Source organism: Geodermatophilus pulveris (assembly GCF_900188375.1).
In the GTDB taxonomy this organism is placed as follows: Bacteria; Actinomycetota; Actinomycetes; order Mycobacteriales; family Geodermatophilaceae; genus Geodermatophilus; species Geodermatophilus pulveris.
The window spans coordinates 314479-339446 of sequence record NZ_FZOO01000003.1 but is presented as its reverse complement, the minus strand read 5'-3'; the positions used below and the strand labels follow the sequence as shown (position 1 = coordinate 339446).

The following is a 24968-nucleotide window of genomic DNA, read 5'->3' as shown; positions in this document are numbered from 1 at the left end:
GGCCGGCCCGTGCCGGCGGCAGGATGGCCGCACCGACCGCCGGGAGGTGCCCGACCGTGCCCACGACGCGCCACGTCGTCCCGGCGCCGCTGCGACCGTTCGTCGCGGCGGCGTACGGCTACCGCGTGCCGGCCAACCCGGCCGGCGTGCACCGGGGGCTGCCGTCGCGGCACCTGACGCTGGTCGTGGAGCTGGCCGGGCCGCTGCGGGTGGACGGCCCCGGGCCCGCGGTGGCCGCGCACGCGGTCGTCGGCGGCCTGCACACCCGCCCGGCGCTGATCGACGCGACCCGTCCGCAGGACGGCCTGCAGTACGCCCTCACCCCGTCGGCCGCCGGGGCCCTGCTCGGGGTGCCCGCCGCGGAGCTCGCGGGGCGCACCGTCGACCTCGCCGACCTCCTCGGCCGGGACGCCGACCGGCTCGTCGAGGACCTCACGGCGGCGGCCGGCTGGCCGCAGCGCTTCGCCCGGCTGGACGCCGCGCTGCTCGACCGGCTCCCGGCCCGCCCCGTGCCCGTGCCGCCGGAGGTGCGGGAGGCCTGGCGGCTGGTGCACCGCAGCGCCGGCCGCTGCCGGGTCGAGGACGTCGCCGCGCACGTCGGGTGGAGCCGCCGGCACCTGGCCGAGCGGTTCCGGCTGGCCACCGGGCTCACCCCCAAGCAGGCCGCCCGGGTCGCCCGGTTCGAGGCCGCGCGCCGGCTGCTGACCGGGCCGGGGCGCCCGCCGCTGGCCGAGGTCGCCGCCCGGTGCGGGTACGCCGACCAGCCGCACCTGGCCCGCGAGTGGAAGGCCCTGGCCGGGTGCAGCGTGGGCACCTGGTTGCGCGAGGAGCTCCCGTTCGTCCACGACGGCGAGGCCGACGGCACGGCACCCTCCCGGGCATGACCACGCAGACCACCCCCGCGCCCACCGTCTGGCCCAGCATCGGCTTCACCGACGTCGACGCCGGCGTCCGGTTCCTCACCGAGGGCCTCGGCTTCACCGTCACCGCCCTGTACCGGGCCGGCGACGGCACCGTCGAGCACGCCGAGGCCCGCTGGCCCGACGGCGGCGGCGTCATGTTCGGCAGCCGCGGCAAGCCCGGCGACTGGGGCGCCCTCGGCCCGCAGGGCGTCTACGTCGTGGCGGCCGAGCCGGCCACGGTGGACGCCGCCTGGGCGCGGGTCCGGGAGATGGCCGGCGTCCGGGTGCTGCGGGAGCTGCACGACACCGACTACGGCTCCCACCAGTTCGACGTCCGCGACGCCGACGGCAACCTCTGGACCGTCGGCACCTACCGCGGCGCCTGACCGGCCGGACCGCCCTCGGCGCCGGCCGGCAGCGGCGAGGCCCGGCACACCAGCCAGACCAGGAGGGCCTGCCACAGCACGAAGCCGGCCAGCGCGGCGAGCCACCCGGCGGGCGGGACCCCGACGAGCACCCGATGCGGCACCACGGCCACCGAGCACACCGCCAGGGCCCCGGCGAGCCACACCGCCAGGGCGGTCCACCGGTACCGCGGGGCCCGGCTGGGACGCACGACGATGCCCAGGGCGGACAGGTCCCCGGGCGGGTGCGCCCGCAGCATCCGCCGGCGCGACCGGTGCACCGCCGCCCCCGGGTAGCGCTCGGCCAGCACCTGCTCCCACCGGCGGCGCTGCCGCGGGGACAGCGCGGTGCGCAGCGGGAGACTGACGGCCTCGACGCGGGCCGCCGCGGCCCGGAAGCCGGCGTCCCCCAGGACGATGCGCCCGCGCGCGGCGACCACCGCGGTCACGTCGCCCCAGCCGGTGCCCAGGCCGGTGTGGCTGGGGTGGTACCAGCCGTAGAGGCCGCACGCGCACGCCCGCGCGGGCGGGGCGTGCGCGGGGTCGACCGCGCACCGGGCGTGTTCCACCGGCCAAGCCCAGGGGCCGGCGCGGACGTGCACCGGCGGCCGCAGCCCGTCCTCGGCCAGCCGGAAGCGCCGGAAGCCGCGCAGCTCCCCGGCGACCAGCGCGGGCGGGTCGTCCGGGAGGCCGGGCGGCGCGCTCACGCCGGGACGGGCGTGGCCGGCACGGGCGCCGCCGGTGCCGGCTCGGCCGGGGCCGGCGCGGGCAGCGGCTCGCACTCGATCTCGCGGCGCTCCGGCCCGATGTCCCCGGCGACGCACGGGCCGGGGCGGCGGGCAGGCGGGGCGGTCAACGTGTCCATGTGCGGCTCCTCGCCGGGCGGTCGACACCACCAGTGGAGCACCGCGGGTGCCGCCGGGGAAGCCCCCGGGCCGGCGTCAGGACGGCGTCGGCGCCGTCGGCCGGACCTCCTCCTCCGTGGGCGTGTCCACCGGGGGCGCCAGCCGCCGCCACAGCCAGCCCGACGGCACCCGGCGGCCGGTCACCACGTACTCGCGGACGGCGTCGACCAGCAGGGTGGTCTCCAGCGCCCGCCGGGCGGCCGGCCAGCCGGCGAGCAGCAACTCGTCCCCGGGCGCCAGGACGTGCCCGGGGTCCGGCGCCAGCGTGGCGTCCTCGCCGCGGAGCAGCAGCAGCGGCACGGCGTGCAGCGGCTCGTCGCGGTCCTCCGGGTTGCGCAGCAGGGCGCCCAGGCGCGCCTGGCCGGAGGCCAGCCAGGAGGTCAGGGCCGGGGCCTCCCGCTCGGTGAGCCGCACCTTCCACAGCGCCTGCAGCTGGTGCCCGCACAGCTCGGTGAGCCGGTCGACGACCTCCGCGGCCCAGTCGTCGCCGAGCGCCGGCATGGCCCGCAGGAAGCGCCACAGCAGCGGCGTGGACAGCTGCGCGTACACCTCGTGCGCGACCTCCTCGGTCGGCACCAGCAGCGCGTCGAGCTCCATGGCGGCGAACAGCGGCGCGTTGGAGGGGCGGTTCTGCCGCGCCGCGAGGAACAGGTCCGGGTTGGCCCGGCGGGCGGTCTCCACCAGGGAGAGGTTGGTGATGTCGTTGTCGGTGCCGGCGACGAAGCCCACGGCGTCGTGCAGCCCCACCGCCTCCAGCACGCCGGGCTCGAAGCCGCCGGCCACGACGACGTCGGCGGCGTCCTCGTGCGGGCTGGGGTCGATCACCGTCACGTCGATGCCCTCCGCGCGCAGGTCCGCGGTCAGCTCCCGGCCCAGCCGGCCGTAGCCGCACACCACCCAGCGGCCGCTGCGCGGGGGCGAGCCGCGCGGGGGCAGCGGTGCGCCGGGGCCGCTCTCCAGCCAGGTGAGCAGCTGGTAGGAGGCCGGCGCACGCAGCGCCAGCTGCACGTGGTCGCCGAACAGGTCGAACGGGTTGACCACCCGGGGCGAGCCGAACACCTGCATGCGCTCGGCGATCACCTTCGTCGTCGCCCGGGCGACGACCAGGACGTCGGGGCGCAGCAGCGCGGTGGTCATGACCACGGCCAGGTTGGCCTCGTCGTCGTCGGTGAGCGCCACGACCGCCTCGCAGCAGGGGTGGTCCAGGCCCGCGACGCCCAGGTGCCCGGGGTCCCGGGCGTCGGCGGCCAGCCCCGGGACGTCGCCGTGGTAGGACTCGAGTTCCAGGCCGTCGATCCGCTCGGGGTCCACGTCCAGCACGACGACCCGGCGGCCGAGCGCGTCCATCGAGTGCCCGAGCAGCTCGCCGGCGCGGCCGTAGCCGGCGACCAGGACGAACGGCTCGGACAGCCGGGCCACCTTGCGGGTGAAGCGCTGCAGGGCCAGCGCCGAGCGGAAGGCCCGGTCCTGCAGCAGGCCGAGCAGCGAGCCGATCGCGTACGCCCAGCCGATCACCGTCAGGTAGACGGAGACGGTCACCCACATCCGCTGGTTGTAGGTCCACGGGTAGGGCAGCTCCCCGAAGCCGATGGTCGTGGCCGTGTAGCTCATGACGTAGATGGCGTCGAAGAAGCCCATGTCGTAGGGGCGTCCCTCGTCGTCCTGGCCGGGGATCAGGGTGAGGCCGACCACGCTGACCGAGAAGATGCCGATCAGCACGATCAGCGGCGCCCGCATCCGGCGCAGCACGAGGAAGACCGTCTCCGAGGCGCGGTTGGCCGACGCCGCGGCGGCCAGCAGCCGGGCGCGCCGCGCCCGCCGCTCCTCCTCCTCGGCCCGGCCGTGCCGCGCCCAGAACGTCAGCAGGGGGTTGCCCACGGCGCCCTCCGGGTCACCCGCGGTGGAAGGAGACGGTCTCGATCACCAGCAGCACGACGGAGACGACGTTGGCCATCAGCGCCCCGCCGGACAGCGACACCACGCTGGCCGTCCACGACGCGGTCATCCCGGCGGTCGAGACGTACTCGGCGTAGCCGTACAGCAGGGCGGCAGCGACCAGCTGCAGCGAGGCGACCAGGCTGGTGGCCAGGTGCACGGCGCCGATCTGCGTGCGGTCGCCGAACTTCAGCACGGTCGCGATGAGGTTGACGACGACGGCGGCGAACAGCTCGTAGGGGTTGTGCAGCTCGGGGCGGTCGATGTCGCCGATGAAGAAGCCGAAGTTCAGCGTGGCGGCGAGCAGCACGAAGAACCCGAAGACGACCTTCTCCAGGTTCACCCCGACCTCCCCCCTGCGGCCGACTGCGACGAGGGTGTGAGCATCCACGGACCCGGCCGGTCGCGCCACACGCGGCGCGACCCCCGCCGCCGTCCCGGGCGGCCGCCCGCCCGCTGCCCGGACGCTGTGCTGCTGAACGTGCACGTTGCGCAGTCCCCGGCTTACGGTGCGGGAGGGCCCGCACAACGGCGGGTGACGGCCCACCCGGGGGGGACCATGCAGCGGCACTTCGACTGGGCCTCCCCGAGCTCGCGGATCGTGCTGTCCGCCGCGCTCGACGCGCTCAGCGAGGTGGGGTACGGGAGGCAGACCCTGCCCGAGGTGCGCACCCGCGCCGGGGCCGCCGGCGAGCTGGTCGAGGACTCCGACCTGCTGGAGGTGGTGGCCACCGCCCTCGAGCGGGTCCGGGTGTTCGCGCCACCGGAGCCGACCGGTGACCTGCGCGGGGACCTCGCCGCGCTGCTGCGGCCGTGGCTGGCCCGTCGGGGCCGCGACGAGCTGGCCGTCGCCGCGGTGCTCAGCGCCGCCGAGTGGGAGCCGCGGCTGGGCCGCGCCGTCGTGCGGGCCTTCGACCGGCCCCTCGCCCAGGTCGTCGGGGCCCTGCTGGCCGGCGCCGTGGCCGACGGCCGGGTGGCCGCCGCCCGCGTGCACACGCTGAACTGGCTGCTGCGCGGCCTGGCCCTGGACCGGCTGCGGGCGGCCAACCCGCGCTGCCCGGTCGACCTCGACGATCTGGTCGAGCACCTCGTCGCGGGCCTCGACCCCGGCGGCCGGACGGCCTGAGCCGGACGCCGCGGGGCCGGCCGCGGTCCCCCGCGACCGGCCCCGTGCCCCGCCCGCCGACCGGCGGCGGCGTCCCCTCCGCCCCGCCGGTCGTCGCGGCCGGTGCCGCCGTCCCCCACGGCGTCCCCGGCCCGGCCGTGCACCGTCCCCCGGTGTCCGGCCGGTCCCGGCGGCGTCGTCCCCCACGACGCCGCCGGTCCCCCGCCGCCGGCGGCTCCGTCCCCCCGTGCGATGGAGACGCCGGCTGTCCTCAGGCCCGTCCGGGCCGGCTCACCGCGCGGCGCCGTGCGCCAGGGCCGCCGCCGCGGGCAGCGTGACGTCGGTGAGGACCGGCCCCGCGTCGTGCGGGGTGGTCGTCCCGCCGCAGGTCCAGCCGGGTGACCTCCGGCGACGTGCTGCTGGTGGAGGTCCCGGACGTGCCCGGGCCGGCCACGGCGGCAGGGGCTCCCAGGACGACGGCCGACGCGGCCACCCGTGCCCCCGTCCGGCGGGCGCGTGCTGCGGTCCGAGCGCTCACGGTGCTCCCCTCGGTGCTGGTCGATCCGGCTACGGGGAGGACCCTGCCGACCCATCCGCAGGCGTCCCGCCCGGCAACCGCAAGAGATCCGCAAGGTGCCGGGGACGCCTCCGGGGCGGATCAGGGTCGGTCCAGGGCCTTCCCGGATACCCGCCGCCGTCGCGGCCCGCGAGCCTCGACGCCATGACCTCCCCGCACGCGGTGACGCCGTGATCAGCGCGCACCGGCTGACCAAGACCTACGGCGCGCGCACCGCCGTCGACGCGATCGACTTCACCGTCGAGCCCGGCCGGGTGACCGGCTTCCTCGGCCCCAACGGCGCCGGCAAGTCCACGACGATGCGGATGGTGCTCGGCCTGGACCGGCCGACGTCGGGCACCGTCACCGTCAACGGCCGCCGCTACGTGGACTCCCCCGCCCCCCTGCGCGAGGTCGGCGCGCTGCTCGAGGCACGGGCGCTGCACCCGGGACGCTCGGCCCGCGACCACCTGCGCTGGCTCGCGGTCAGCAACGGCATCCCGTCCCGCCGGGTCGGCGAGGTGCTCGAGCTCGTCGGGCTGACCTCCGTCGCCGGGCAGCGGGTGGGCCGGTTCTCCCTCGGCATGGGCCAGCGGCTGGGCATCGCGGCCGCGCTGCTCGGCGACCCGCCGGTCGTCGTCCTCGACGAGCCGGTCAACGGTCTGGACCCGGAGGGCATCCGCTGGGTGCGCACCCTGGCCCGCGACCTCGCCGCCGAGGGCCGCACGGTGTTCGTCTCCAGCCACCTGATGAGCGAGATGGCGCTGACCGCCGACCACCTGGTGGTCATCGGGCGCGGCCGGGTGCTGGCCGACTGCTCCACGGCGGAGTTCGTCGCCGAGCACGCCGCCTCCCACGTGCGGGTCCGCAGCCCGCAGCAGGACCGGGTCGTCACCCTGCTGCGTGACGCCGGCCTGGACGTCGCCGCGCACGGCGGCGAGCTCCGGGTGCAGGGGCCCGACGCCGCCACGGTGGGCGAGCTGGTCGGCTCCGCCGGCCTGCTGCTGCACGAGCTGACCCTGGTGCGCTCCTCGCTCGAGGACGCCTTCATGACCCTCACCGCCGACAGCGTCGAGTACGCAGGAGCCTCCCGATGACCATGGGCACGCACGCCTGGACCCGCACCGACCTCCCCGCCCGCCCGGCCCGCACCGCCACCCTGCGGGCCGAGTGGGTCAAGTTCTGGACCGTGCGGTCGACCCCCTGGTCGTTCGCCGCCGTCTTCGTGCTCGGCGCCGGGCTCACCACCCTGATCTGTGCGCTGGTCGCCGAGGACCTGGCCCGCGGGGAGGTCGGCGAGCCGGCCGGCGCGTTCCTCACCTGGGGCCTGCTGCTGGCCCAGGTCGCCGCGGTCGTGCTCGGCGCGCTCACGGTCACCAGCGAGTACGGCACCGGGATGATCCGGGCGACCCTGACCGCCACCCCGCGGCGCGGGGCGGTGCTGGTGGCCAAGGCGGTGGTGCTCGCCTCGACGCTGTTCGTGGCCGGCACGCTCACCGCGGTCGCCGGCTACCTCGGCGGCAACTGGTTCCTCGAGCGCGAGGGCGTGGGCATGGCCCTGACCGACGACGGGGTGCTGCGCGCGCTGGTGGGCAGCGGTCTCTACCTGGCCGGGCTCGGCCTGTTCGCCGCCGGGGTCGGCCTGCTGGTCCGGCACACCGCCGCGGTGGTGTCCATCGTGCTCGGGCTGGTGTTCGTCGTCGGGACCATGGTGGGCCTGCTCCCGGGCGCGTGGGGCGAGTGGGCGGCCAAGCTCATGCCGGGCAACGCCGGGTCGGGCATCGCGGCCGTCGAGTCGTTCAACCCGCTGCTGCTGGACCCGTGGACCGGGTTCGCGGTGTTCCTCGCCGAGGTCGCGGTCGTCCTGGCGCTCGGCGCCGTCGCCTTCACCCGCCGCGACGCCTGAAGGAGGACCCCCTTGCCCCCACGCCCCGTGAGCTCGGCGCGGGACCCTGCAAGGGGGCCGTTCCGGCTCCCCATCAGGCGGCCGGACGACAATGGCCTCCCGTGACCTCCTCCGACCCCTCCGCGACCGGACGGCGCACCGCCGACGAGCTGGTCCGCCGGCTGTCCCGGGACGACGGCGCCGGCGCCGACGAGCTGCTCGCGGGCATCGACGCCGTCCGCGACCTGGTCTTCGTCGGCGCCGGGCTGACCGCGCTGGCCCGCGCCGACGGCCGGCAGCTGCCACCCGCGCAGCGCGCGCAGGCCAGCACCCGCCAGGTGCAGCTGGGCCGGCTGCGGGACGCCTCCCGCGAGGACCCCGAGGGGCTGCGCCGGTGGCTGCGGCGGGCCGCCGAGGAGGTCGTGCTGCTCCGCTCGCTGCGCGCGGCCGCCGCCCGCGTCGTCGGCTGATGCTCAGTCCAGCTGCTCGACCCAGGCGGCCCGCCACTCGGGCGGCTCGATGGGGCGCGCGTAGTACCGGGTGTCGCGGACGACGCGCCCCTCGTCGTCGAACTCCAGGATGAGCGCGACGTGCCAGACGTCGTCCCCGTAGTCGTTGACCCCCTCCAGCACCCACACCCGGCCGGAGCCGACCACGCGCCGCACCGTGGGTCGCGGTGGAGCGGGAAGGCCTCCTGCATCGACCGCATCGCCTCGCGGCCGCGGACCCGCTCCCCGGACTGCGGCATCTCCATCACGTGGTCGGGGTGCCGGACCCGGTACTCCTCCTCGGCCGAGAGCCCGGTGCCCGAGGTGAGGCCGAGCACCCGGTCCAGGCCCGCGCGCATGGCGTCCGGGTCGTCGTGGGCCACCGCGCGCCGGATCAGGTCGAGGACCTCGGACTCGCTCATCCTCGACGTGTACACCCGGCCGGCCCGGCGACGACAGGGGGCCGGCGCCCCTCAGGCCGGGCGCGTGGCCGCCACCGCCGTGGGCAGCGCCACCAGTAGCCCTCCGGCCACCAGCAGGAAGGTCCACGACGGGCCGACCCCCGCGGCGAGCAGCCCGAGGGCCAGCGCGCCGACCGCGGTGCCGGCGTCGAAGGAGGCGTTCCACACGGCGCTGGCGGTGGTGGCGCCGCCCTCGCCGGCGCGGCTGAAGGCGGTCAGCAGCGTCAGGTTCTGCACCGCCCCGTAGCCGGCGCCGAAGACGGCGGCGCCGGCGAGCACCCAGCCGGCACCGGAGCCCAGCCCGAGCGCGACGCCGGCCAGCCCGGCCGCGGCCACCACCAGGCTCAGCGGCAGCAGCAGCCGGGTGCCCGCCCGGTCCGCGAGCAGGCCGGCCCGCCAGCGGGTGAGCGCGCCGGTGACGCCGAAGACCAGCAGCGCCGCCGTCGCCAGCACGCCGTCCGGCCGCTCGATGGGCAGCAGCGTGACCAGCCCGCCGCCGGCGAGGGTGACCACGAGCAGCACCGCCGAGGGGGCCAGCGCGGCGCGCACCGCGGCCCGGGAGGACGTCGCCGGCACCGGCGGCCGCGCGCCCGCCCGGCGGACCACCGCGGGGACGAGCGGCAGGGCGAGCACCGGGGTGGCGGCCAGCCAGGCCAGCCAGCCGGCGTGCCCGCCGAGCACCAGGGCCACCCCCGCGGGGACGGCGACCAGGTTGGGGACGGCGATCGCCAGCCCGTAGACGCCGATCGCCTCGCCCCGCCGCTCGGCCGGGGCCACTCGGGCGGCCAGCGTCGCCCCGAGCACGGTCAGCACCGCGAACCCCGCCCCGCGCGCCGCGGAGACCGCGGAGAGCCACGGCAGCCCGTCGCCGAGCGCGTAGAGCGGGGAGGGCGCGCCGAGGGCCACCAGCCCGGCGGCCAGCACCGGCCCGGTGCCGTACCGGGCGGTCAGCGCCGGCACCGCCGCCTGGACGGCCACGGTCACCAGCAGGAAGACCGCGGTCACCGCCCCGGCCGTCGCCTCGTCCGCGCCCCCGGCGACCGCGTACGCGGGCAGCGAGGCCAGCGTCAGGCAGTAGCTGCTGAACCCGAGCGTGGTCGCGGCCACGAGCGCCCGCACCGCCGGCAGCCGCCACAGCGAGGTGTGCGCCCCGGCCGTCCCCTGCGCCACGGTGCTCCCCTCGTCCGGGCCCGGCGCCCGTCCGCGCCGCCCGGCCGCCCAGCATGACCGGCCGCCGGTGACGCGGCGCAGTGAGGTGTGTCCGCACCGCCCACCGCCTCGCGCCGGCCGTGTCCACCGGGGCCGCGACCGGGCCGGGCCCGTGACAGGCCGCCGTACCGGGGTGACACTCGGTGTCCCCCGCCACCCCGCCGAGGAGCCCTCATGCCCACCCCTGTCCGCCCGGTCCGCGCCCTGGCCGCGGGCCTGCTGGTCGCGGCGTCGGCCGCCCTCGCCCCGCCGGCGGCAGCCGCCACGGAGGAGGGTCTGTTCCGGCTGGCCCACCTCTCCCCCGACACCCCGGCCGGCGACGTCTACGTCGACTCGGTGGCCGACCCGGACGTCCGGCTGACCTTCCCCGGGGTCGGCTACGGGACGCTGTCGGACTACCGGGAGGTCCCGGCCGGCGCCTACACCGTCAGCATGCTGCCGGTCGGCGCCCCGCCCGGCGCCCCGCCGATCCTGTCGGCCACGGTCGACGTCGCACCCGGCAGCGCGCGCACCGTCGCCGGGCTGGGCCCGGCCGCCGACCTGGGGCTGGAGGTGCTCGAGGACGACCTCACGCTGCCGCCGGCCGACCGGGCGCGGGTGCGGGTGGTCGCGGCTGCCGCCGGGGCCGGGTCGCTCGACGTGGCGACCGACGACGGCGCCGTGGTCGCCTCCGACCTGGCCTTCGCCTCCGCGACGGAGCACGTCGAGGTGCCCGGCGGCCCGGCCACGCTCACGGTCACCCCGGACGGCGGGCCCGCCGCGCAGCTGCCGGTCGACCTGGCCGCGGGCTCGGTGTACACGCTGCTCGTCCTCGACGACGGCGCGGGCGGGCTGACCGTGCGGCGGGCCCTGGACGCCGCCGGCTCGACGACGGTGCCCGTCGGCGGCGTCGAGACCGGCGCCGGCGGCCTCGCCGGCGGCCCGGCGGGCGCGGCGGTGCTGGGCGCCGGCGTGGTGCTCGTGGCCGCCGCGGTGGTGGGGGTGCGCGCCCGGCCCGGGCGGCGGCCGGCCCGGCACCGCGCGCGGTGACCGCGCCGGGCACGGACCGCCCCCGCCCGGTGTTCGCCCGCTGCTACGCGCGGATCAGCGAGGGGATGGACGCCGAGGGCCTGGGCGCCCTGCGCACCGAGCTGCTGTCGCCACTGTCCGGCCGGGTCGTGGAGGTCGGCTGCGGCAACGGCCGCAACCTCGCGCGCTACCCGCCCGTGGTCACCGGGGTGACCGCGGTGGAGCCCGAGCCCCACCTGCGCCGGCTGGCGACCCGGGCCGCCGCAGGGGCACCGGTGCCGGTGACGGTCGTCCCCGGCACCGCCGAGGCGCTGCCCCTGCCGGACGGCGGCGTCGACGCCGCGGTGCTGTGCCTGGTGCTGTGCTCGCTGCCCGACCGGCCGGCCGCGCTGGCCGAGCTGCGCCGGGTGCTGCGGCCCGGGGGCACGCTGGTGTTCCTGGAGCACACCCTGGGCAGGACCCGGCGGCTGCGCGCGGTGCAGCGGGTCGCCGACGCGACGCTGTGGCCGCTGCTGGCCGGCGGCTGCCACACCACCACCGACGCGGTCGGCCTGCTGCAGGAGGCCGGCTTCCGGATCACCGCGCTGCGCCGGCTGCGCTTCCCGGACACCCGGGTGACGCTCCCGGCCACGCCGCACGTCCTGGGCACCGCCGTCAGCCCCGCCTGACCCGGCACGGCGTCCGGGGAGCCCGGCGTCTCAGGACCGGCCCCGGCCGGCACGGGTGGGGTGTCCGCGCGGCCGCACCCGCCGCCGCGCGCAGCCGACCGGGAGCAACCCCCGTGACGACGACCCGCACCACCGGCCGCATCGCCCTCACCGCCGCCCTCGCCGGCAGCATCGCCCTGGCCTCGTCCGCGCTGGCCGAGGGCTCACCGGCAATTCCGCGACCGGCGACATCCAGCTGGCCGGGGACCGCAACCCGATCCGCATCGAGGCCAACGACCTGGTGGGCAGCGTGCAGGCCGAGAAGAACACCGGCGGCATCGAGATCACCGGCAACGTGATCGGCAACGGGCTGCAGTGCCAGGCCGACCTGCCCGCGCCCGTCGGCGGCGGCAACGCCGCCGAGCAGGAGCAGGGGCAGTGCGTGGCCCTGTGACCGCACCCCGGCCCCGGTGACACACGGCCGTGCGGCCGCCCACCCGGAGGGGTGGACGGCCGCACGGCGGGCGGTCGGCGGGGTCAGTCCCCGCGGGTCAGCCGGGTCCCGCAGTCCCCGCAGTACCCGCTGCCCGGCGCGCTGCCGGAGTGCGCGCAGGCCGGTCCGCGCGCGCCGCCGGGGGTCATCCACGCCGGCCGGCCGACGAACCGGGTCGGGTCGGCCGGTGCGGCGGCGGCGGACGCCGGCGCGGTCGCCGGGCGGCGGCGGCCGGCCAGGAAGGTGCCCCCGCCCGCGAGGGCCAGCGCCACCCCGCCGGCGGCCACCAGCGACGTCACGGGGAACTCGCCGGCCGGCGCCGTCCGGCCCTGGACGGCCAGGCCGGGGTCCGCGGTCAGGGCGCCGGACGCCCCGGTGCCGGACGCCTCGACGTCGTGGTGGTCCAGGAAGGCCACCAGAGCGGCGTGGTCGGTCATGAAGTTGAACGCCTGGTCGGCGAAGCCGGCGCTGACCACGCCGACGACGGCGCCCCGGGCGTCGACCGTCGGGCCGCCCGACATCCCCTGGGCCATGTCGGCGTTGACCTCGGTGCGCGCCACGCCCTCGTGGGTCACCTGCGTCGAGCTGACCGTGCCGGTCTTGAACGACGCCCGCAGGCGGGCGGGGTCGGAGACGCCGCCGACGTGGCCCGGGTACCCGATCGCCGTGACCTCGTCGCCCACCGACGGCGGGTCGGCGGCCACCGTCAGGGCCGGTGTCGGCTCGGGGAGGTTGTTGACCTTCAGCAGCGCGAGGTCGCCGTCCGCCTCCGGCTGCCAGTCGACGACCTGTGCGACCAGCGCGTCCTCGAGGACGGCGCCCTCGAGCACGGGGGGCTGGGAGACCCACACCCGGGTCAGGTCGGGGACGGTGCTCTCCCCCCTGCCCTCGACCGGCCAGTCCAGCCGGGACGGGTCCAGGTCCAGCCCCCGCTCGGCCAGGAACGCCGCGCGGACGTCGTCCTCGACCTCGGCGGGGTCCAGGCAGTGCCCGGCGGTGACGACGTGTCCCTGCCCGCTGGCGAACCAGCCCGTGCAGGAGCCGGTGAGCGCGATGGGGGCCGACCACCGCCACTGGCCGCTCGACGTCGGGTACCGGACGAAGCCCTCCCACTCCACGGTGAGGGAGACGATCGACCGCTCGGCGGCCCCCACGGAGGCGGAGGCGGGGCCCTCGGCGGCGAGGGCGGTGCCCGGCGCGGCGACGATCAGCGTGCCGGCGGCCACCCCGAGGGCGGCGGCGGTGGTGAGCGTGCGCCGGGCGGCGGACCGGCGGGAGCTGGTGGTCATGGCGGGGTCCTCTCGGGACGGGGGTCGGCGGGTCCGACACGACGAGCGTCGGGCGCACCGCGCCCGCCCTCCAGGACCCCCGGGGTGGGGATCGACCCACCCTGCGGTGACGGTCCGGCACCCCGCGGTGGTCGCGGGCGTTGCCGACGGCGGGGCGCGCCCGGATCATGGGCGGGTGCCGGACGAGGGGCAGGGCTGCCCGCTGCTGCGGTACGACGACGCCGACGGCCGCCCGGCAGAGCTGCCGCTGACCGGTGCGGCACCCCGGCTGACCGTGGGCCGGGCCCCGGAGAACGACCTGGCCCTGACGTGGGACGCGGAGGTCTCGCGGCTGCACGCCACGCTCGAGTGGATCGGCGGCGCCTGGACCATCGCCGACGACGGGCTCAGCCGGAACGGGACGTACGTCAACGGCGAGCGGCTCACCGGCCGGCGGCGGCTGCGCGCCGGCGACGGCATCCGGGTGGGCGCGACGCTGCTGGCCTTCCGCGAGTACCCGGTGCGGCGGGACGAGTCGACGAGGATCGCCGCCGACGTGCCGACGCTGCAGTCGCTGACCGCGTCGCAGCGGGCGGTCCTCGTCGCGCTGTGCCGCCCGTTCAAGCACGGCGGCGCCTACGCGACGCCGACGACCAACCAGCGGATCGGCGCGGAGCTGTTCCTCAGCGAGGACGCGGTGAAGACCCACCTGCGGGCGCTGTTCGCCAAGTTCGGCATCGAGGACCTGCCGCACAACCAGAAGCGGCTGCGGCTCGTGGAGCGCGCGCTGCAGAGCGGGATCGTGCGCGACCGCGACCTGTAGCGGCCGGTCAGCCGGCCGCGTCCAGCGAGGCCTGCACCCGGTCGAACGTGGCCGCGTGCGCGGCGAACACCGACGGCGGGGCGAAGAAGACCAGCAGCTGGCGGGGCTCGGAGTCCACGGCCAGCACCCGCAGCTGCAGGGACGCCTCGTCGCCCAGGCCCAGGGTGCCGGACATGGCGGTCGCCCCGAGGTCGCCGGCCCGCGCCCGGTCGCCGGGGCGGAGGTCGGCGTCCTGACCGGGCAGCACCGCCTGGGCCGCCAGCAGCTGGCCGGCCGGGTCGTCGCCACCCAGCCGCGGCCGGTGGTAGACGGCCAGGCCGACGGCCGCCCCCGGGTCCTCGGTGACCGCGGCGGCGGCCGCCTGCATGCCCGCGGGGTCGTCGGCGAACAGGCCGGTCAGCGCCGTCGGCGAGAGCACCGTCACCGAGCTGTCCCCCACCTCGTACGTCTGCACCCGCCAGTCCGCGGGGGCCTCGAGCGTGTAGGGCAGCCCCTGCACCGCGACCGGCGCGTACTCCCCGCCGCGGCCGAGGTTCAGGACGAGGCCGGTGACGACCGCCACGACGGCCAGCGCGGCGGCGGCGAGCACCGTGGCCCGCCGGTGCCGGCCCCGCGGCGGCCGGTCGCGCCGGGCCGGCGCCGCCCGGGTCGCCCCCGCGGGCGGCCCGGCCGTGGACGGCTCCACCGGGAGCAGCCACGCCCCGCTCTCCGGCGCGCTGGTCTCCGGCGCGCTGCCCTCCGGCGCGAACGTGGCGGGCACACCCGGCGGCAGCGACACCTCCGACGGCGGCACCGGCCGCTCCGGGGGCACCACCGGCGGCTCGACCGGTGCCGGTGCGCGCCCGGGCGGGGTCAGCAGCGCCGTCCCCGCCGGGCCCCGCCCCGCCAGCCACGCGACCAGCGCCCCGCAGCTGGCCGGGCGCTCGTCGGGGGACTTGGCCAGACCGGCGGCCAGGGCCGCGTCGACGTCGGCGCCGAGCTCCGGCCGCAGCGCCGTGACCGGGGGCGGGACGCGGGTCAGGTGCGCCCACATCAGCGCGACGTCGTCCTCACCGGCGAACGGCGGGTGCCCGACCAGCACCGTGTGCGCGACGCAGGCGAAGGAGTACACGTCCGTGCGCCCGTCCACGGGGTCGCCGCGGATCTGCTCCGGCGCGACGTAGTCCAGGGTGCCGAGGAAGTGGCCCGACGTGGTCAGCCCGGACAGGGACGACGACCGGCGGGTCAGGCCGAAGTCGGTCAGGTAGGCGTGCCGGTGGCCGCTGCGGGAGCTGTCGGCGACCAGGACGTTGCCGGGCTTGACGTCGCGGTGCACGAGACCGGCGGCGTGCGCGGCGTCCAGGGCGTCGGCCACCTGCTGCAGCAGGTCCAGCGCCTCGGACAGGTCCAGCCGGGTCCGCAGGTCCAGCTCGGTGCGCAGGTCGGCGCCCGGCACGTAGCGCATGGCGATGAACAGCTGCCCGTCGGCGTCGCCGGCCTCGTAGATCGGGATGATGTTCGGGTGGTCCACGGCCGCGGCCAGCCGGGACTCCCGCAGGAAGCGGGCGCGGAAGTTGGGGTGGGCGGTGAACTCCGGCGCCAGCAGCTTGAGCGCGACGGTGCGCTCCAGCCGGACGTCCCGCGCCCGGTAGACGACGCCCATGCCGCCGCGCCCGACGACGGACTGCACCTCGTAGGTGGCGAACGACGTCCCGGGGTCCAGGAACGGCGACTGGGGCGGCATCTCAGCCCACTGCGGAGCCGCACGCCCCGCAGAAGCGGGCCCGCTCGCGCAGCGGCGTGCCGCAGTCCGCACAGAAGGCCGCGGCCCGCCGCGGGACGTCCTCCACGAGCGCCGGCGGCTGCCGCAGCCGGGTGCGCTCGGCCCGGGGGTCCTCCGGGAGAGGCTCCCGCAGCCGGGTGCGCTCGGCCGAGGCGTCCGGCGCCGCCCGGCCGGGGACCGGGCGCGGCTGCGGCGCCGGCGCCTCCGCGGGCGGACCCGCGGCCGGGCCGCCCCGCGGGGCCACGGTCGTCGCGTCCCGCCCGGGGCCCGGCCCGGTTGCCGGCGCCGCCGGCGGACCGTCGTCCCCGCCGGGTCCGGCGCGCCGCCGGCGGGCGAGGACGGCGAGGCCCACCGCGAGGAGCGCCAGCACGGCCGCGGTGACCCAGACACCGAGCCCGCCGGGCAGGCCGCCGCCGTCGTCCCCGTCGGTGGCGGCGGCCGGCGTCCCCCCGCCGCCGCCCTGCTCGGCCTGCTGCAGGTACCGGGCGGCCAGCGCGGAGTCGTAGTAGGTCAGGGCCTCGCGGAGCGAGCTGACCGCCGCGCCGCTGGACCGGCCGGCTCCGAGGTGGTCGATGCCGCGGCGGAAGACCGCGTCGAACTCCGACCCGGCCGGCGGGGTCCCGGCGACCTGCAGCGCCTCGTGCAGCGCCTGGGCCGGGACCAGCGCCGCCACCCCGGCGGCGGTGGTCGCCAGCCCGGTGACCTGGCCGGTCGCCGGGTCCAGCACCGGGGCGCCGGCCATGCCGGCGGTCAGGGCGGGGGAGAGCTCGTCGGACGACGTGAGGACGCCGGCCGCCGCGTCGACGGCGACGGGCACCTCCGCCGGCGGCCGGTCCGGCGCCGGGGTCCCGGTGAACCCGGCGAGCAGCGCCTCGGCCGGCACCGGCTGCCCGGGCGGTGCCAGCTCGGCGGTCGGGGTGCCCCCGCCCCCGCCGATGCGCAGCAGGCCGACGTCGGCGGGGCCGCCGGGCAGCGGCAGCGGGTCGGCGGGGGTGCCGGCGGCGTCCTGGGTGTAGGGGAACACCGTGAAGCGCGGGACGAAGAACAGCACGCAGTGCTCGACCTGGTCGTAGCAGTGGTTCAGGTGCGGGTCCCAGTAGGCGTCCGCCGCCTCGGCGCGCCGGGAGAGGTCCCCGTCGTTGCCGAGCAGCGCGGTGCCCATCTCCTCCTGGAAGAGCCGGTTCGCCGCGTGCACGACCACGTCGTCCTCGGTGACGGCGAGGGCCTGCCCGGTGGTCGCGATGACCCCCTCGGAGGAGGTGAACACCCCCGTCGCGGTGCGGATCGGCACCTCGTACCGGCCCCGCACCACGTTGACCTCGCCGGTGGTGTGGTCGATGTGGGCGATCTCCGCGTTGGCCCACACCTCGATCCGGACGAGTGCCGCCTTCGAGCCCTCGACGCCGCTGCGCACGCCCTCCGCGGCCGCCGGCGGCTCCTCCGCGCCGTGCGCCGTCCCGGGGGCGACCGGCGCCAGCAGCGCCAGGGCGAGCAGCGCCGTCGCCCCCGCGCGCCGGGCGGGGGACGGCCGAGGGAGGGTGCCGCACCGACGTTCCACGACAGAACCTCCCGCTCGGTAGAGCCCGGTGGAGTGCTCACCGCGCCGCGGTGCCCGGTGAGGCTGCACGCAGGCCCCGGCGCCGTCAACCGGTGTCCGGCCGCCGGGGCGCGGGTGGCCGGCCGGCCCGGCGGCGTCCCTGCACGCCGTCACGCTGCGCCCCGGTCCGGGTCCGGACCGGGGCCGCCGCGGCCGTCAGGGACGGGACGTCAGGGGCGCGCGGCCAGCTGCGCCAGCGCGTCGGCCAGCTGGTCGACCGCCCAGTCCAGCTCGGCCGGCTCGACCACGAGCGGCGGCGCCAGCCGGACGGTGGACCCGTGGGTGTCCTTGACCAGCACGCCGCGCTCGGCGAGCGCCACGCACACCTCCCGGCCGGTCGCGATCGCCGGGTCGACGTCGACGCCGGCCCACAGGCCGATGCAGCGGACGGCGGTGACCCCGGAGCCGACGAGCGGGCGCAGCCGGCCCCCGAGGTGCTCACCCAGCAGCCGGGCCCGCTCCTGCCACTCCCCACCGGCGAGCATCCCGACGACCGCCCGGCCCACCGCACAGGCCAGCGGGTTGCCGCCGAAGGTGGACCCGTGCTGGCCCGGCCGCAGCACGCCGAGGACGTCGGCGTCCGCGACGACGGCGGAGACCGGCACCACGCCGCCGCCGAGCGCCTTGCCCAGCAGGTAGACGTCGGCGACCACGTCGCTGTGCTGCACCGCCAGCGTGCGGCCGGTGCGGGCCAGCCCGGACTGCACCTCGTCGGCGATCATCAGCACGCCCTCTCGGGTGCAGGTCTCGCGGACCGCGGGCAGGAAGTCGGCGGGCGGCACGATCACCCCGGCCTCGCCCTGCACCGGCTCCACCAGCACCGCGACGGTGTCCCCGTCGATCGCGGCCGCCACGGCGGCGGCGTCCCCGTAGGGCACGGTGCGGAAGCCGGGCGTGAAGGGCCCGTAGCCACCGCGCGCCTCCGGGTCGTCGGAGAAGCTGATGACCGTGGTGGTGCGGCCGTGGAAGTTGCCGGCCATGACCACGACGTTGGCCCGGTCCGGCGCGACGCCCTTGACCTCGTAGCCCCACTTGCGGGCCACCTTGATGCCGGACTCCACCGCCTCGGCGCCGGTGTTCATCGGCAGCACCATTTCCTTGCCGACGAGGTCACCCAGCTCGGCGGCGAAGGGGCCCAGCTGGTCGTGGCCGAAGGCCCGGCTGATCAGGGTGAGCCGTTCCAGCTGGGCGCGGGCGGCGGCCAGGACGGTCGGGTTGCCGTGCCCGAAGTTCACCGCCGAGTAGGCGGCCAGGCAGTCCAGGTGGCGGCGTCCCTCGACGTCGGTCACCCAGGCGCCCTCCGCCGAGGCGGCCACCACGGGCAGCGGCGCGTAGTTGTGGGCCGCCCTGCGGTCGACCAGCCTCTGGTGGTCGACCGGCGAGGCCGCCCGGGGCTCGTTCTCCGGGCTCAGCCGCGGAGCTCCAACGTGCAGCACTTGACACTCCCCCCTGCCTTGCGGAGCTCGGACAGGTCGACCCCGACCGGCCGGTAGCCGCGTTCCCGCAGCTGCCCGGCCAGCCCGGTCGCCTGTGCCGAGAGGACCACGGTCTCACCGTCGGAGACCGCGTTGAGGCCCAGGACGGCGGCGTCCAGGGCCGAGGCGAGGACCGCGTCGGGGAACAGCCGGCGCAGCACCTCACGGCTGCCCTCGCTGAAGGCCCCCGGGTAGTAGGCGACGTCGTCGTCGCCGAGCACCGCCAGGGCGGTGTCCAGGTGGTAGAAGCGCGGGTCGACCAGCGACAGGCCGATCACCGGCATCCCGAACAGCTCCTGCACCTCGCGGTGCGCGGCCGGGTCGGTGCGGAAGCCGTGGCCGGCGAGGATGCGCTCGCCGACGACGAGGAAGTCGCCCTCGCCCTCGTTGGTGGCCCGCGGCACCACTGCCTCCTTGAGCCGGCCGCCGTCGACGGCGGCCTGGAACCAGCGCTGGTAGGCCGGCCCCTCCGGGCCCCGCTCGGGGTGGGTGAACCGGGCGCCCAGCGCCCGGCCCTCGACGACCAGCCCGCCGTTGGCGGCGAACACCATGTCGGGCAGGCCGGGCTCGGGGTCGATGAGGTGCACGTCGTGGCCGAGCCGCTCGTAGGTGGCGCGCAGGTCCTCCCACTGCCGCATCGCCAGCGCGGCGTCCACCGGGGCGCCGGGGTCCATCCACACGTTGATCGCGTAGCTGACCTCGAAGTGCACCGGCGGGCACATGAGGTAGCGGCGCGAGGTGGCCTCGCGGGTGGCCGGCGAGGGGACGGACGGGGTGGTCATGGACGCAGCTCTCCAGGATCGACGCGGTCGCCGGGGGTGCGCACCGGCGGCACCTCCGAACGTAGGCACCCCCCGGACCGGCGACAAGCGACGTCCGTTGCTCAGTGAGCCGTCATCCGTTGCGTCATCATGGCCGGGACAGGGCATCCGTTGCAGAGGAGCGCAGTGTGGACGACCTGGACCGGAGCATCCTGACCTGCCTGCAGCGGGACGCCCGCGCGACCTTCGCCGAGGTCGGTGCCGAGGTGAGCCTGTCGGCCCCGGCGGTCAAGCGGCGGGTGGACCGGCTGGTGGCCTCCGGCGCCATCCGCGGGTTCACCGCGCTGGTCGACCCGGCCGTGCTGGGCTGGCAGACCGAGGCCTACGTGGAGATCTACTGCAAGGGCACGGTCTCGCCGGCCGAGCTGCGGCGCACCCTGGCCGACGTCCCGGAGGTGGTGGGTGCCTGCACCGTCTCCGGCTCGGCCGACGCCCTGGTGCACGTCCTGGCCTCCGACGTCCGGCACCTGGAGCAGGCCATGGAGCGCATCCGCGAGGAGCCCAACGTCGACCACACGGAGAGCGTCATCGTGCTCTCCCGGCTGATCGACCGCCCCCGCTCATGAAGGACCCTCCTGCCCCCCACCGCTCGCACGCTCGCGGCGGGACCTGCAGGAGGGCCGTTCCGGGGCGTCACGACTGGTGCGGGTAGGTGTGGTCGGTCGGCGGGACCAGCGTCTCCTTGATCGACCGGGTCGACGTCCAGCGCAGCAGGTTCTGCGCCGCGCCGGCCTTGTCGTTGGTGCCCGAGGCCCGCCCGCCGCCGAAGGGCTGCTGGCCGACGACGGCGCCGGTGGGCTTGTCGTTCACGTAGAAGTTGCCGGCGGCGAACCGCAGGAACCGCTGGGCGTGCGCGATGGCCTCGCGGTCCTGCGCGATGACCGCCCCGGTGAGCGCGTAGGGCGCCACCGCCTCCATCTGGGTGAGCACCGTGTCGTAGTCGGCGTCGTCGTAGACGTGCACCGCGAGGATCGGCCCGAAGTACTCGGTGGTGAACACCTCGTGCCCGGGGTCGGTGCCCTCGATGACCGTCGGCCGGACGAAGAAGCCCTCGGAGTCGTCCTTCTGGCCGCCCGCCACGATCGACAGCGCCGGGTCGTCGTCCACCCGGTCGAGGACGCCGGACAGCTTCGAGAACGACTTCCGGTCGATCACCGCGCCCATGAAGGTCGAGAGGTCGGTGACGTCGCCCATCGGCAGCGACTCGGTGACCCCGACCAGGTCGTCGCGCAGCCGCGCCCACACCGACCGCGGCACGTACGCCCGTGACGCCGCCGAGCACTTCTGCCCCTGGTACTCGAACGCGCCGCGGACCAGCGCGGTGCGCAGCACGTCGACGTCGGCCGAGGGGTGGGCGATGACGAAGTCCTTGCCGCCGGTCTCGCCCACGATGCGCGGGTAGCCGCGGTAGGAGGCGATGTTCTCCCCCACCCGCCGCCACAGCATCTGGAAGACCGCCGTCGACCCGGTGAAGTGGATGCCGGCGAGGTCGGGGTCGGCGAGGGCGACGTCGGAGACCGCGGCCCCGTCGCCGGTGACCATCGTGACCACCCCCGGCGGCAGCCCGGCCTCCTCCAGCAGCCGCATGAGGAAGTGCGCCGCGAACTGCTGGGTGGGCGCGGGCTTCCAGACCACCGTGTTGCCCATCAGCGCCGGCGCGGTGGGCAGGTTGCCGGCGATGGCGGTGAAGTTGAACGGGGTGACCGCGTAGACGAAGCCCTCCAGCGGCCGGTGGTCGGTGCGGTTCCACACGCCGGGGCTGGACACCGGCTGCTCGGCGAGCACCTGCCGGGCGAAGTGCACGTTCCAGCGCCAGAAGTCGGCCAGCTCGCAGGCGCTGTCGATCTCGGCCTGGTGGGCGGTCTTGGACTGCCCGAGCATCGTGGCCGCGTTGAGCGTCTGCCGCCACGGGCCGGCCAACAGCTCCGCGGCGCGCAGGAACACCGCGGCGCGGTCGTCGAAGGACAGGTCCCGCCACGCGGGCGCGGCGGACTTGGCGCAGGCCACCGCCTGCTCCGCGTCGGCGTGCGTGGCGTGCGCGGCGGTGCCGAGGACGGCGGCGTGCCGGTGCGGCTGGACGACGTCGAAGCGCTCGCCGCCGCCCATCCGCCGCTGCTCGCCGAGAGTCATGGTCAGTTCGAGCCGGTCGGCGGCCAGCTCGGTGAGCCGCTGCTGCAGCACCGCCCGCTCCGGGGTGCCGGGGGCGTAGGTGAGCACCGGCTCGTTGCGCGGCGGGGGGACCTGGGTGACGGCGTCCATCGGTATTCCCTTGCTCGGGGTGGTGGGGCGGGTGGCAGCTCAGGTGGTGCTGACGAGGGAGCGCAGGAAGAAGCGCAGGTTGGCGGGGCGCTCGGCGAGGCGGCGCATGAAGTAGCCGTACCAGTCGGCGCCGTAGGGGACGTAGGCGCGCACGCACAGGCCCTCGGCGGCCAGCCGGCGCTGCTCGTCGACGCGGATGCCGTGCAGCATCTGCACCTCCCAGGAGTCCGGCGCCCGACCCTGCTCGGCGGCCAGCCGGCGGGCGACCGAGAGCAGCCGCGGGTCGTGGGTGCCGACCATCGGGTGCCCGGGGCCGCGCATCAGGACGCCGAGGCAGCGGGCGTAGGCGGCGTCCACGTCGTCGCGGGACCGGAACGCGACCGACGGGGGCTCGTCGTAGGCACCCTTGACCAGCCGCACCCGCGAGCCGGGGACGGCGAGCGCGGCGGCGTCGTCCTCGGTGCGGTGCAGCATCGCCTGCAGCACCGCGCCGGTGCCGGGGTGGTCGCGGCGCAGCTCGGCCAGGACGGCGAGGGTGGAGTCGACCGTCGCCGACTCCTCCATGTCGAGGGTCACCGTGGTGCCGATCGCCGACGCCGCCTCGACCACCGGGCGGACCAGCTCCAGGGCCAGGTCGGTGCCGCCGCCGGGCAGCGCCTGGCCGAACGCCGACAGCTTCACCGACACCTCGGCGGTGCGGCCCAGGCGCAGCGGGGCCAGCCCCTCGAGCAGCGCCAGGTAGGCGTCGCGGGAGCGCTCGGCCCGGCCGCGGTCGGTGACGCCCTCGCCGAGGTGGTCCAGGGTGACCGCGATGCCCTCGCCGGCGAGCGAGCGGACGACGGCCAGCGCCTCGTCGAGGGTCTCGCCGGCCACGAAGCGGTCGACCACCCGGCGGGTGGCCGGGGTGCCGGTGACCAGCCGGCGCAGCTCCGGACGCCGGGAGGCGCCGAGCAGCAGGGCCTTCTGCGACAACACGCGCCACCTCCGCGCCGGGGACCGGACCCTCCCGACGCTAGGCAGCCCGGAGCTGCGCCACCAGCGACAGACGTACGGTCTCCCTCGTACAGCTGTATGAGGGGACGCGGGACTGCACGACGAGCTGCAGGACCTGGTCGACCGGGTCGCCGGGCTGCTCGGCGCGCCGGCGACCCTGGAGGACGCCGACTTCACGCTGCTGGCCTTCTGCGCCCACGACGGGGACGCCGACGCCGTCATGGACGCCGTCCGCACCCTGTCGATCCTCACCCGCGGCTCCCCGGCGGCCACCCGCCGCCGGTTCGAGGACGTCGGCATCGCCGCGGCGCGGGCGCCGCTGCGCACCCCGGCCGACCCGGCCGCCGGGATCCGCACCCGGCTGGTGCTGCCCGTGCGGCACGCGGGCCGCACGCACGGCTACCTGTGGCTGCTCGACGAGGGCCGCACCGACCCGGACGACGCCACCGATCCTGCCCTGGCCGCCGCCGTGGGGCTGGCCGTCGAGGCCGGCCGGCTGCTGGCCGAGCGGGCGGCCGCCGGCGCCGACCTCGGCCGCGTGCTGGGGTCGGCCCTGGCCGGCGGCCCGTCGGAGCGGGCCGAGGCGGCGCGCACCCTGGCGGCCGCGCTGGGTGGGCAGCGGCGCAGGTGCTGGTGGCGCTGGCCCCGGCCGGGCAGCCGGGCGCGGACTGGCGACCGCCCGGCGCCGGCGCGGTGGCGGCGGTGCTGCCCGGCGGTGCGGCGGGTCCGGCCGCCGTCGCGGTGCTGGTGCCGCTGGCGCACGCCGGGGACCTGCGCCCGGCCGGCGCGCTGACCGCGGCGGCCCTGGCCGCGCTGCCCGCGGGCAGCACCGCCGGGGTGTCGGCGGCCGGCCACGGCACCGGGGCACTGGCCCAGCAGTGGCAGCAGGCGCGCGCGTCGGCGCGGGTGGCGGCCGCCGTGCCGCGGCTGTCCCCGGTGGCGCACTGGGGGGAGCTCGGCGCCTGGCGGACGGCGGCGCTGCTGCCCGGACCGGACCCCGCCGTCGTCCCACTGCTGGCCGAGCCGCTGCTCGCCGGGACCGCCGAGGTCTGGCTCGACTGCGCCGGCAGCGCCTCGCGGGCGGCCGCCGCGCTGGGCGTGCACCGCCAGACGCTGTACTCCCGGCTGGCCCGCATCGCGGCCCTCACCGGTCCGGACCCGGCCGACGGCGAGCACCGGCTGCTGCTGCACGCCTCGCTCGAGGCCGCCCGCCTCGGCGGGGACGCACCGGTCCCCCGGACCGGCGGCCGGGGCCGGTGAGCGCCCTGGTCGGGGGGCCTGCGGGGTGCCCGTCCGGGATCGCCGCACCGCAGCCGGTGACCTACCCTCGGGACACGAAGTGGTGGGAGGAGAGGCGTTGCCTCGAGACACGGGGGGCGACGCGGACGTCCTCACGGTGCTCCGGTCGGCCACGGCCGCCGAGCACGAGCAGGTGGAGTCGGCCCTCGGCCTGATGGACCCGCAGCTGGGCCGCGACCGGCTGGTCGCCGTCCTCGCCCGGCTGCACGCCTTCTGGGCCGCCGCCGAGGCCGGCCTGGACGCCTGGGCCCGCCGGCACCCCGCGGACGCCGCGGCGGTGTCCTGGTCGCGGCGGCGCCGGGCGCACCTGTTCGCCGCCGACCTGCGGGCCCTCGGCGCCGGGGCCGACGTCGCCGCGCGCCCCGAGCTGCCCGCCGTCGAGGACACCGACCAGGCCCTGGGCCGGCTCTACGTGCTGGAGGGCGCCACGCTGGGTGGCACGTTCATCGCCCGGCACCTGGACACGCTGCCCGCCCTGGGTCCCGGCGTCCGGCTGGGCGCCTTCTCCCCCTACGGCGCCGAGACCGGCGCCATGTGGCACGCCTACCGCCGGGTCACCCGCGAGCGGGTCGCCGCCGGTGGCGGGGACGCCGCCCGGCTGGTCGGCGCCGCCCGCGCGACGTTCGGCACGCTGGCCGCCTGGTGCGCCCCGGTCGGGGCGCCGGCGTGAGGG

Annotated in this window: 27 protein-coding genes; 14 read left to right on the top strand and 13 right to left on the bottom strand. The window is 77.6% G+C overall.

What is annotated here, in order from left to right; genetic code table 11:
* Positions 1–56 precede the first annotated feature (56 nt).
* Both CHB98_RS08375 and CHB98_RS08370 read left to right on the top strand, forming a co-directional pair.
* The gene (locus tag CHB98_RS08375; RefSeq protein WP_218822295.1) at positions 57–884 is read left to right on the top strand and encodes a helix-turn-helix transcriptional regulator; all 828 of its coding nucleotides are present in this window, start codon (positions 57–59) and stop codon (positions 882–884) included.
* Positions 881–1288, top strand: coding sequence for a VOC family protein (locus CHB98_RS08370; RefSeq protein WP_089305124.1), 408 nt, complete (start codon positions 881–883; stop codon positions 1286–1288). The genes CHB98_RS08375 and CHB98_RS08370 overlap by 4 nt, the downstream gene beginning before the upstream one ends.
* Here CHB98_RS08370 and CHB98_RS08365 read toward each other — a convergent pair.
* The 4 genes from CHB98_RS08365 to CHB98_RS08355 form a co-directional block, all read right to left on the bottom strand.
* Positions 1273–2013, bottom strand: a complete 741-nt coding sequence (locus CHB98_RS08365) for a hypothetical protein (RefSeq protein WP_089305123.1) — start codon at positions 2011–2013, stop codon at positions 1273–1275. The two genes, CHB98_RS08370 and CHB98_RS08365, sit on opposite strands and share 16 nt — an antisense overlap.
* Positions 2010–2171, bottom strand: a complete 162-nt coding sequence (locus CHB98_RS21545) for a hypothetical protein (RefSeq protein ID WP_179224320.1) — start codon at positions 2169–2171, stop codon at positions 2010–2012. Before CHB98_RS21545 ends, CHB98_RS08365 begins: the two co-directional genes overlap by 4 nt.
* 76 nt (positions 2172–2247) lie before the next feature.
* Entirely contained in the window at positions 2248–4089 is a 1842-nt protein-coding gene (locus tag CHB98_RS08360; RefSeq protein WP_218822294.1) for a potassium channel family protein, read from the bottom strand.
* Between the two features lie 13 nt (positions 4090–4102).
* Positions 4103–4489, bottom strand: a complete 387-nt coding sequence (locus CHB98_RS08355) for a DUF6394 family protein (RefSeq protein WP_089305122.1) — start codon at positions 4487–4489, stop codon at positions 4103–4105.
* 216 nt (positions 4490–4705) lie between these two features.
* On the opposite strand from CHB98_RS08355, the gene CHB98_RS08350 reads away from it, so the two are divergent.
* From CHB98_RS08350 to CHB98_RS21540, 4 genes are all read left to right on the top strand, one after another.
* Positions 4706–5272, top strand: a complete 567-nt coding sequence (locus tag CHB98_RS08350) for a hypothetical protein (protein WP_089305121.1) — start codon at positions 4706–4708, stop codon at positions 5270–5272.
* 726 nt (positions 5273–5998) lie between these two features.
* Entirely contained in the window at positions 5999–6904 is a 906-nt protein-coding gene (locus tag CHB98_RS08345; protein ID WP_089305120.1) for an ABC transporter ATP-binding protein, read from the top strand.
* Complete coding sequence (locus tag CHB98_RS08340) at positions 6901–7713, top strand: ABC-2 transporter permease (RefSeq protein WP_089305119.1); 813 nt, start codon at positions 6901–6903, stop codon at positions 7711–7713. The genes CHB98_RS08345 and CHB98_RS08340 overlap by 4 nt, the downstream gene beginning before the upstream one ends.
* Before the next feature lie 101 nt (positions 7714–7814).
* Positions 7815–8162 carry a hypothetical protein gene (locus CHB98_RS21540; protein ID WP_089305118.1) on the top strand — a complete coding sequence of 116 codons (348 nt, stop codon included), beginning with the start codon at positions 7815–7817 and terminating at the stop codon, positions 8160–8162.
* A 3-nt stretch (positions 8163–8165) separates the two neighbouring features.
* On the opposite strand, the gene CHB98_RS22000 is transcribed toward CHB98_RS21540, so the two are convergent.
* Positions 8166–8348 (bottom strand): hypothetical protein, encoded by a 183-nt coding sequence (locus CHB98_RS22000; protein WP_218822293.1) that lies wholly within the window; start codon positions 8346–8348, stop codon positions 8166–8168.
* Between the two features lie 305 nt (positions 8349–8653).
* The gene (locus CHB98_RS08325; protein ID WP_089305117.1) at positions 8654–9811 is read right to left on the bottom strand and encodes an MFS transporter; all 1158 of its coding nucleotides are present in this window, start codon (positions 9809–9811) and stop codon (positions 8654–8656) included.
* A gap of 213 nt (positions 9812–10024) precedes the next feature.
* Here CHB98_RS08325 and CHB98_RS08320 point away from each other — a divergent pair, with 213 nt between their 5' ends.
* The 3 genes from CHB98_RS08320 (at position 10025) to CHB98_RS21535 (ending at position 11959) form a co-directional block, all read left to right on the top strand.
* A complete protein-coding gene (locus CHB98_RS08320) occupies positions 10025–10879 on the top strand; it encodes a DUF4397 domain-containing protein (protein ID WP_089305116.1) in 855 nt (284 codons plus the stop codon).
* Complete coding sequence (locus tag CHB98_RS08315; protein ID WP_218822292.1) at positions 10876–11526, top strand: class I SAM-dependent methyltransferase; 651 nt, start codon at positions 10876–10878, stop codon at positions 11524–11526. Before CHB98_RS08320 ends, CHB98_RS08315 begins: the two co-directional genes overlap by 4 nt.
* A 280-nt stretch (positions 11527–11806) precedes the next feature.
* A complete protein-coding gene (locus tag CHB98_RS21535) occupies positions 11807–11959 on the top strand; it encodes a hypothetical protein (protein WP_179224318.1) in 153 nt (50 codons plus the stop codon).
* A gap of 83 nt (positions 11960–12042) precedes the next feature.
* On the opposite strand, the gene CHB98_RS08310 is transcribed toward CHB98_RS21535, so the two are convergent.
* A complete protein-coding gene (locus CHB98_RS08310; protein ID WP_089305115.1) occupies positions 12043–13287 on the bottom strand; it encodes a S1 family peptidase in 1245 nt (414 codons plus the stop codon).
* Positions 13288–13462: 175 nt separating this feature from the next.
* On the opposite strand from CHB98_RS08310, the gene CHB98_RS08305 reads away from it, so the two are divergent.
* A complete protein-coding gene (locus tag CHB98_RS08305) occupies positions 13463–14089 on the top strand; it encodes an FHA domain-containing protein (RefSeq protein WP_218822291.1) in 627 nt (208 codons plus the stop codon).
* Between the two features lie 7 nt (positions 14090–14096).
* On the opposite strand, the gene CHB98_RS21995 is transcribed toward CHB98_RS08305, so the two are convergent.
* From CHB98_RS21995 to ddaH, 4 genes are all read right to left on the bottom strand, one after another.
* On the bottom strand, positions 14097–15812 hold the full coding sequence (locus CHB98_RS21995; RefSeq protein ID WP_089305114.1) for a serine/threonine-protein kinase: 1716 nt from the start codon (positions 15810–15812) through the stop codon (positions 14097–14099).
* A 1-nt stretch (position 15813) separates the two neighbouring features.
* Positions 15814–17409 carry a zinc-ribbon domain-containing protein gene (locus CHB98_RS22690; RefSeq protein ID WP_089305113.1) on the bottom strand — a complete coding sequence of 532 codons (1596 nt, stop codon included), beginning with the start codon at positions 17407–17409 and terminating at the stop codon, positions 15814–15816.
* Between the two features lie 209 nt (positions 17410–17618).
* Entirely contained in the window at positions 17619–18884 is a 1266-nt protein-coding gene (gene rocD / locus CHB98_RS08290) for an ornithine--oxo-acid transaminase (protein WP_245821013.1), read from the bottom strand.
* Positions 18857–19705, bottom strand: coding sequence for a dimethylargininase (gene ddaH / locus CHB98_RS08285; protein WP_089305112.1), 849 nt, complete (start codon positions 19703–19705; stop codon positions 18857–18859). Before ddaH ends, rocD begins: the two co-directional genes overlap by 28 nt.
* Positions 19706–19872: 167 nt before the next feature.
* Here ddaH and CHB98_RS08280 point away from each other — a divergent pair, with 167 nt between their 5' ends.
* Positions 19873–20310, top strand: coding sequence for an Lrp/AsnC family transcriptional regulator (locus tag CHB98_RS08280; RefSeq protein ID WP_089305111.1), 438 nt, complete (start codon positions 19873–19875; stop codon positions 20308–20310).
* A gap of 67 nt (positions 20311–20377) precedes the next feature.
* Here CHB98_RS08280 and pruA read toward each other — a convergent pair whose 3' ends face one another.
* Positions 20378–22003: an L-glutamate gamma-semialdehyde dehydrogenase gene (gene pruA, locus CHB98_RS08275; protein WP_089305110.1), complete on the bottom strand. Its 1626-nt coding sequence runs from the start codon at positions 22001–22003 to the stop codon at positions 20378–20380.
* A 39-nt stretch (positions 22004–22042) separates the two neighbouring features.
* Positions 22043–22978, bottom strand: coding sequence for a proline dehydrogenase family protein (locus CHB98_RS08270; RefSeq protein WP_089305109.1), 936 nt, complete (start codon positions 22976–22978; stop codon positions 22043–22045).
* 238 nt (positions 22979–23216) lie between these two features.
* Here CHB98_RS08270 and CHB98_RS22280 point away from each other — a divergent pair, with 238 nt between their 5' ends.
* The 3 genes from CHB98_RS22280 (at position 23217) to CHB98_RS08260 (ending at position 24965) form a co-directional block, all read left to right on the top strand.
* Complete coding sequence (locus CHB98_RS22280; protein WP_245821012.1) at positions 23217–23789, top strand: hypothetical protein; 573 nt, start codon at positions 23217–23219, stop codon at positions 23787–23789.
* Positions 23690–24256: a helix-turn-helix domain-containing protein gene (locus CHB98_RS22275; RefSeq protein ID WP_245821033.1), complete on the top strand. Its 567-nt coding sequence runs from the start codon at positions 23690–23692 to the stop codon at positions 24254–24256. Before CHB98_RS22280 ends, CHB98_RS22275 begins: the two co-directional genes overlap by 100 nt.
* Before the next feature lie 97 nt (positions 24257–24353).
* Positions 24354–24965, top strand: coding sequence for a biliverdin-producing heme oxygenase (locus CHB98_RS08260; protein ID WP_245821011.1), 612 nt, complete (start codon positions 24354–24356; stop codon positions 24963–24965).
* The last annotated feature ends 3 nt before the right edge of the window (positions 24966–24968 follow it).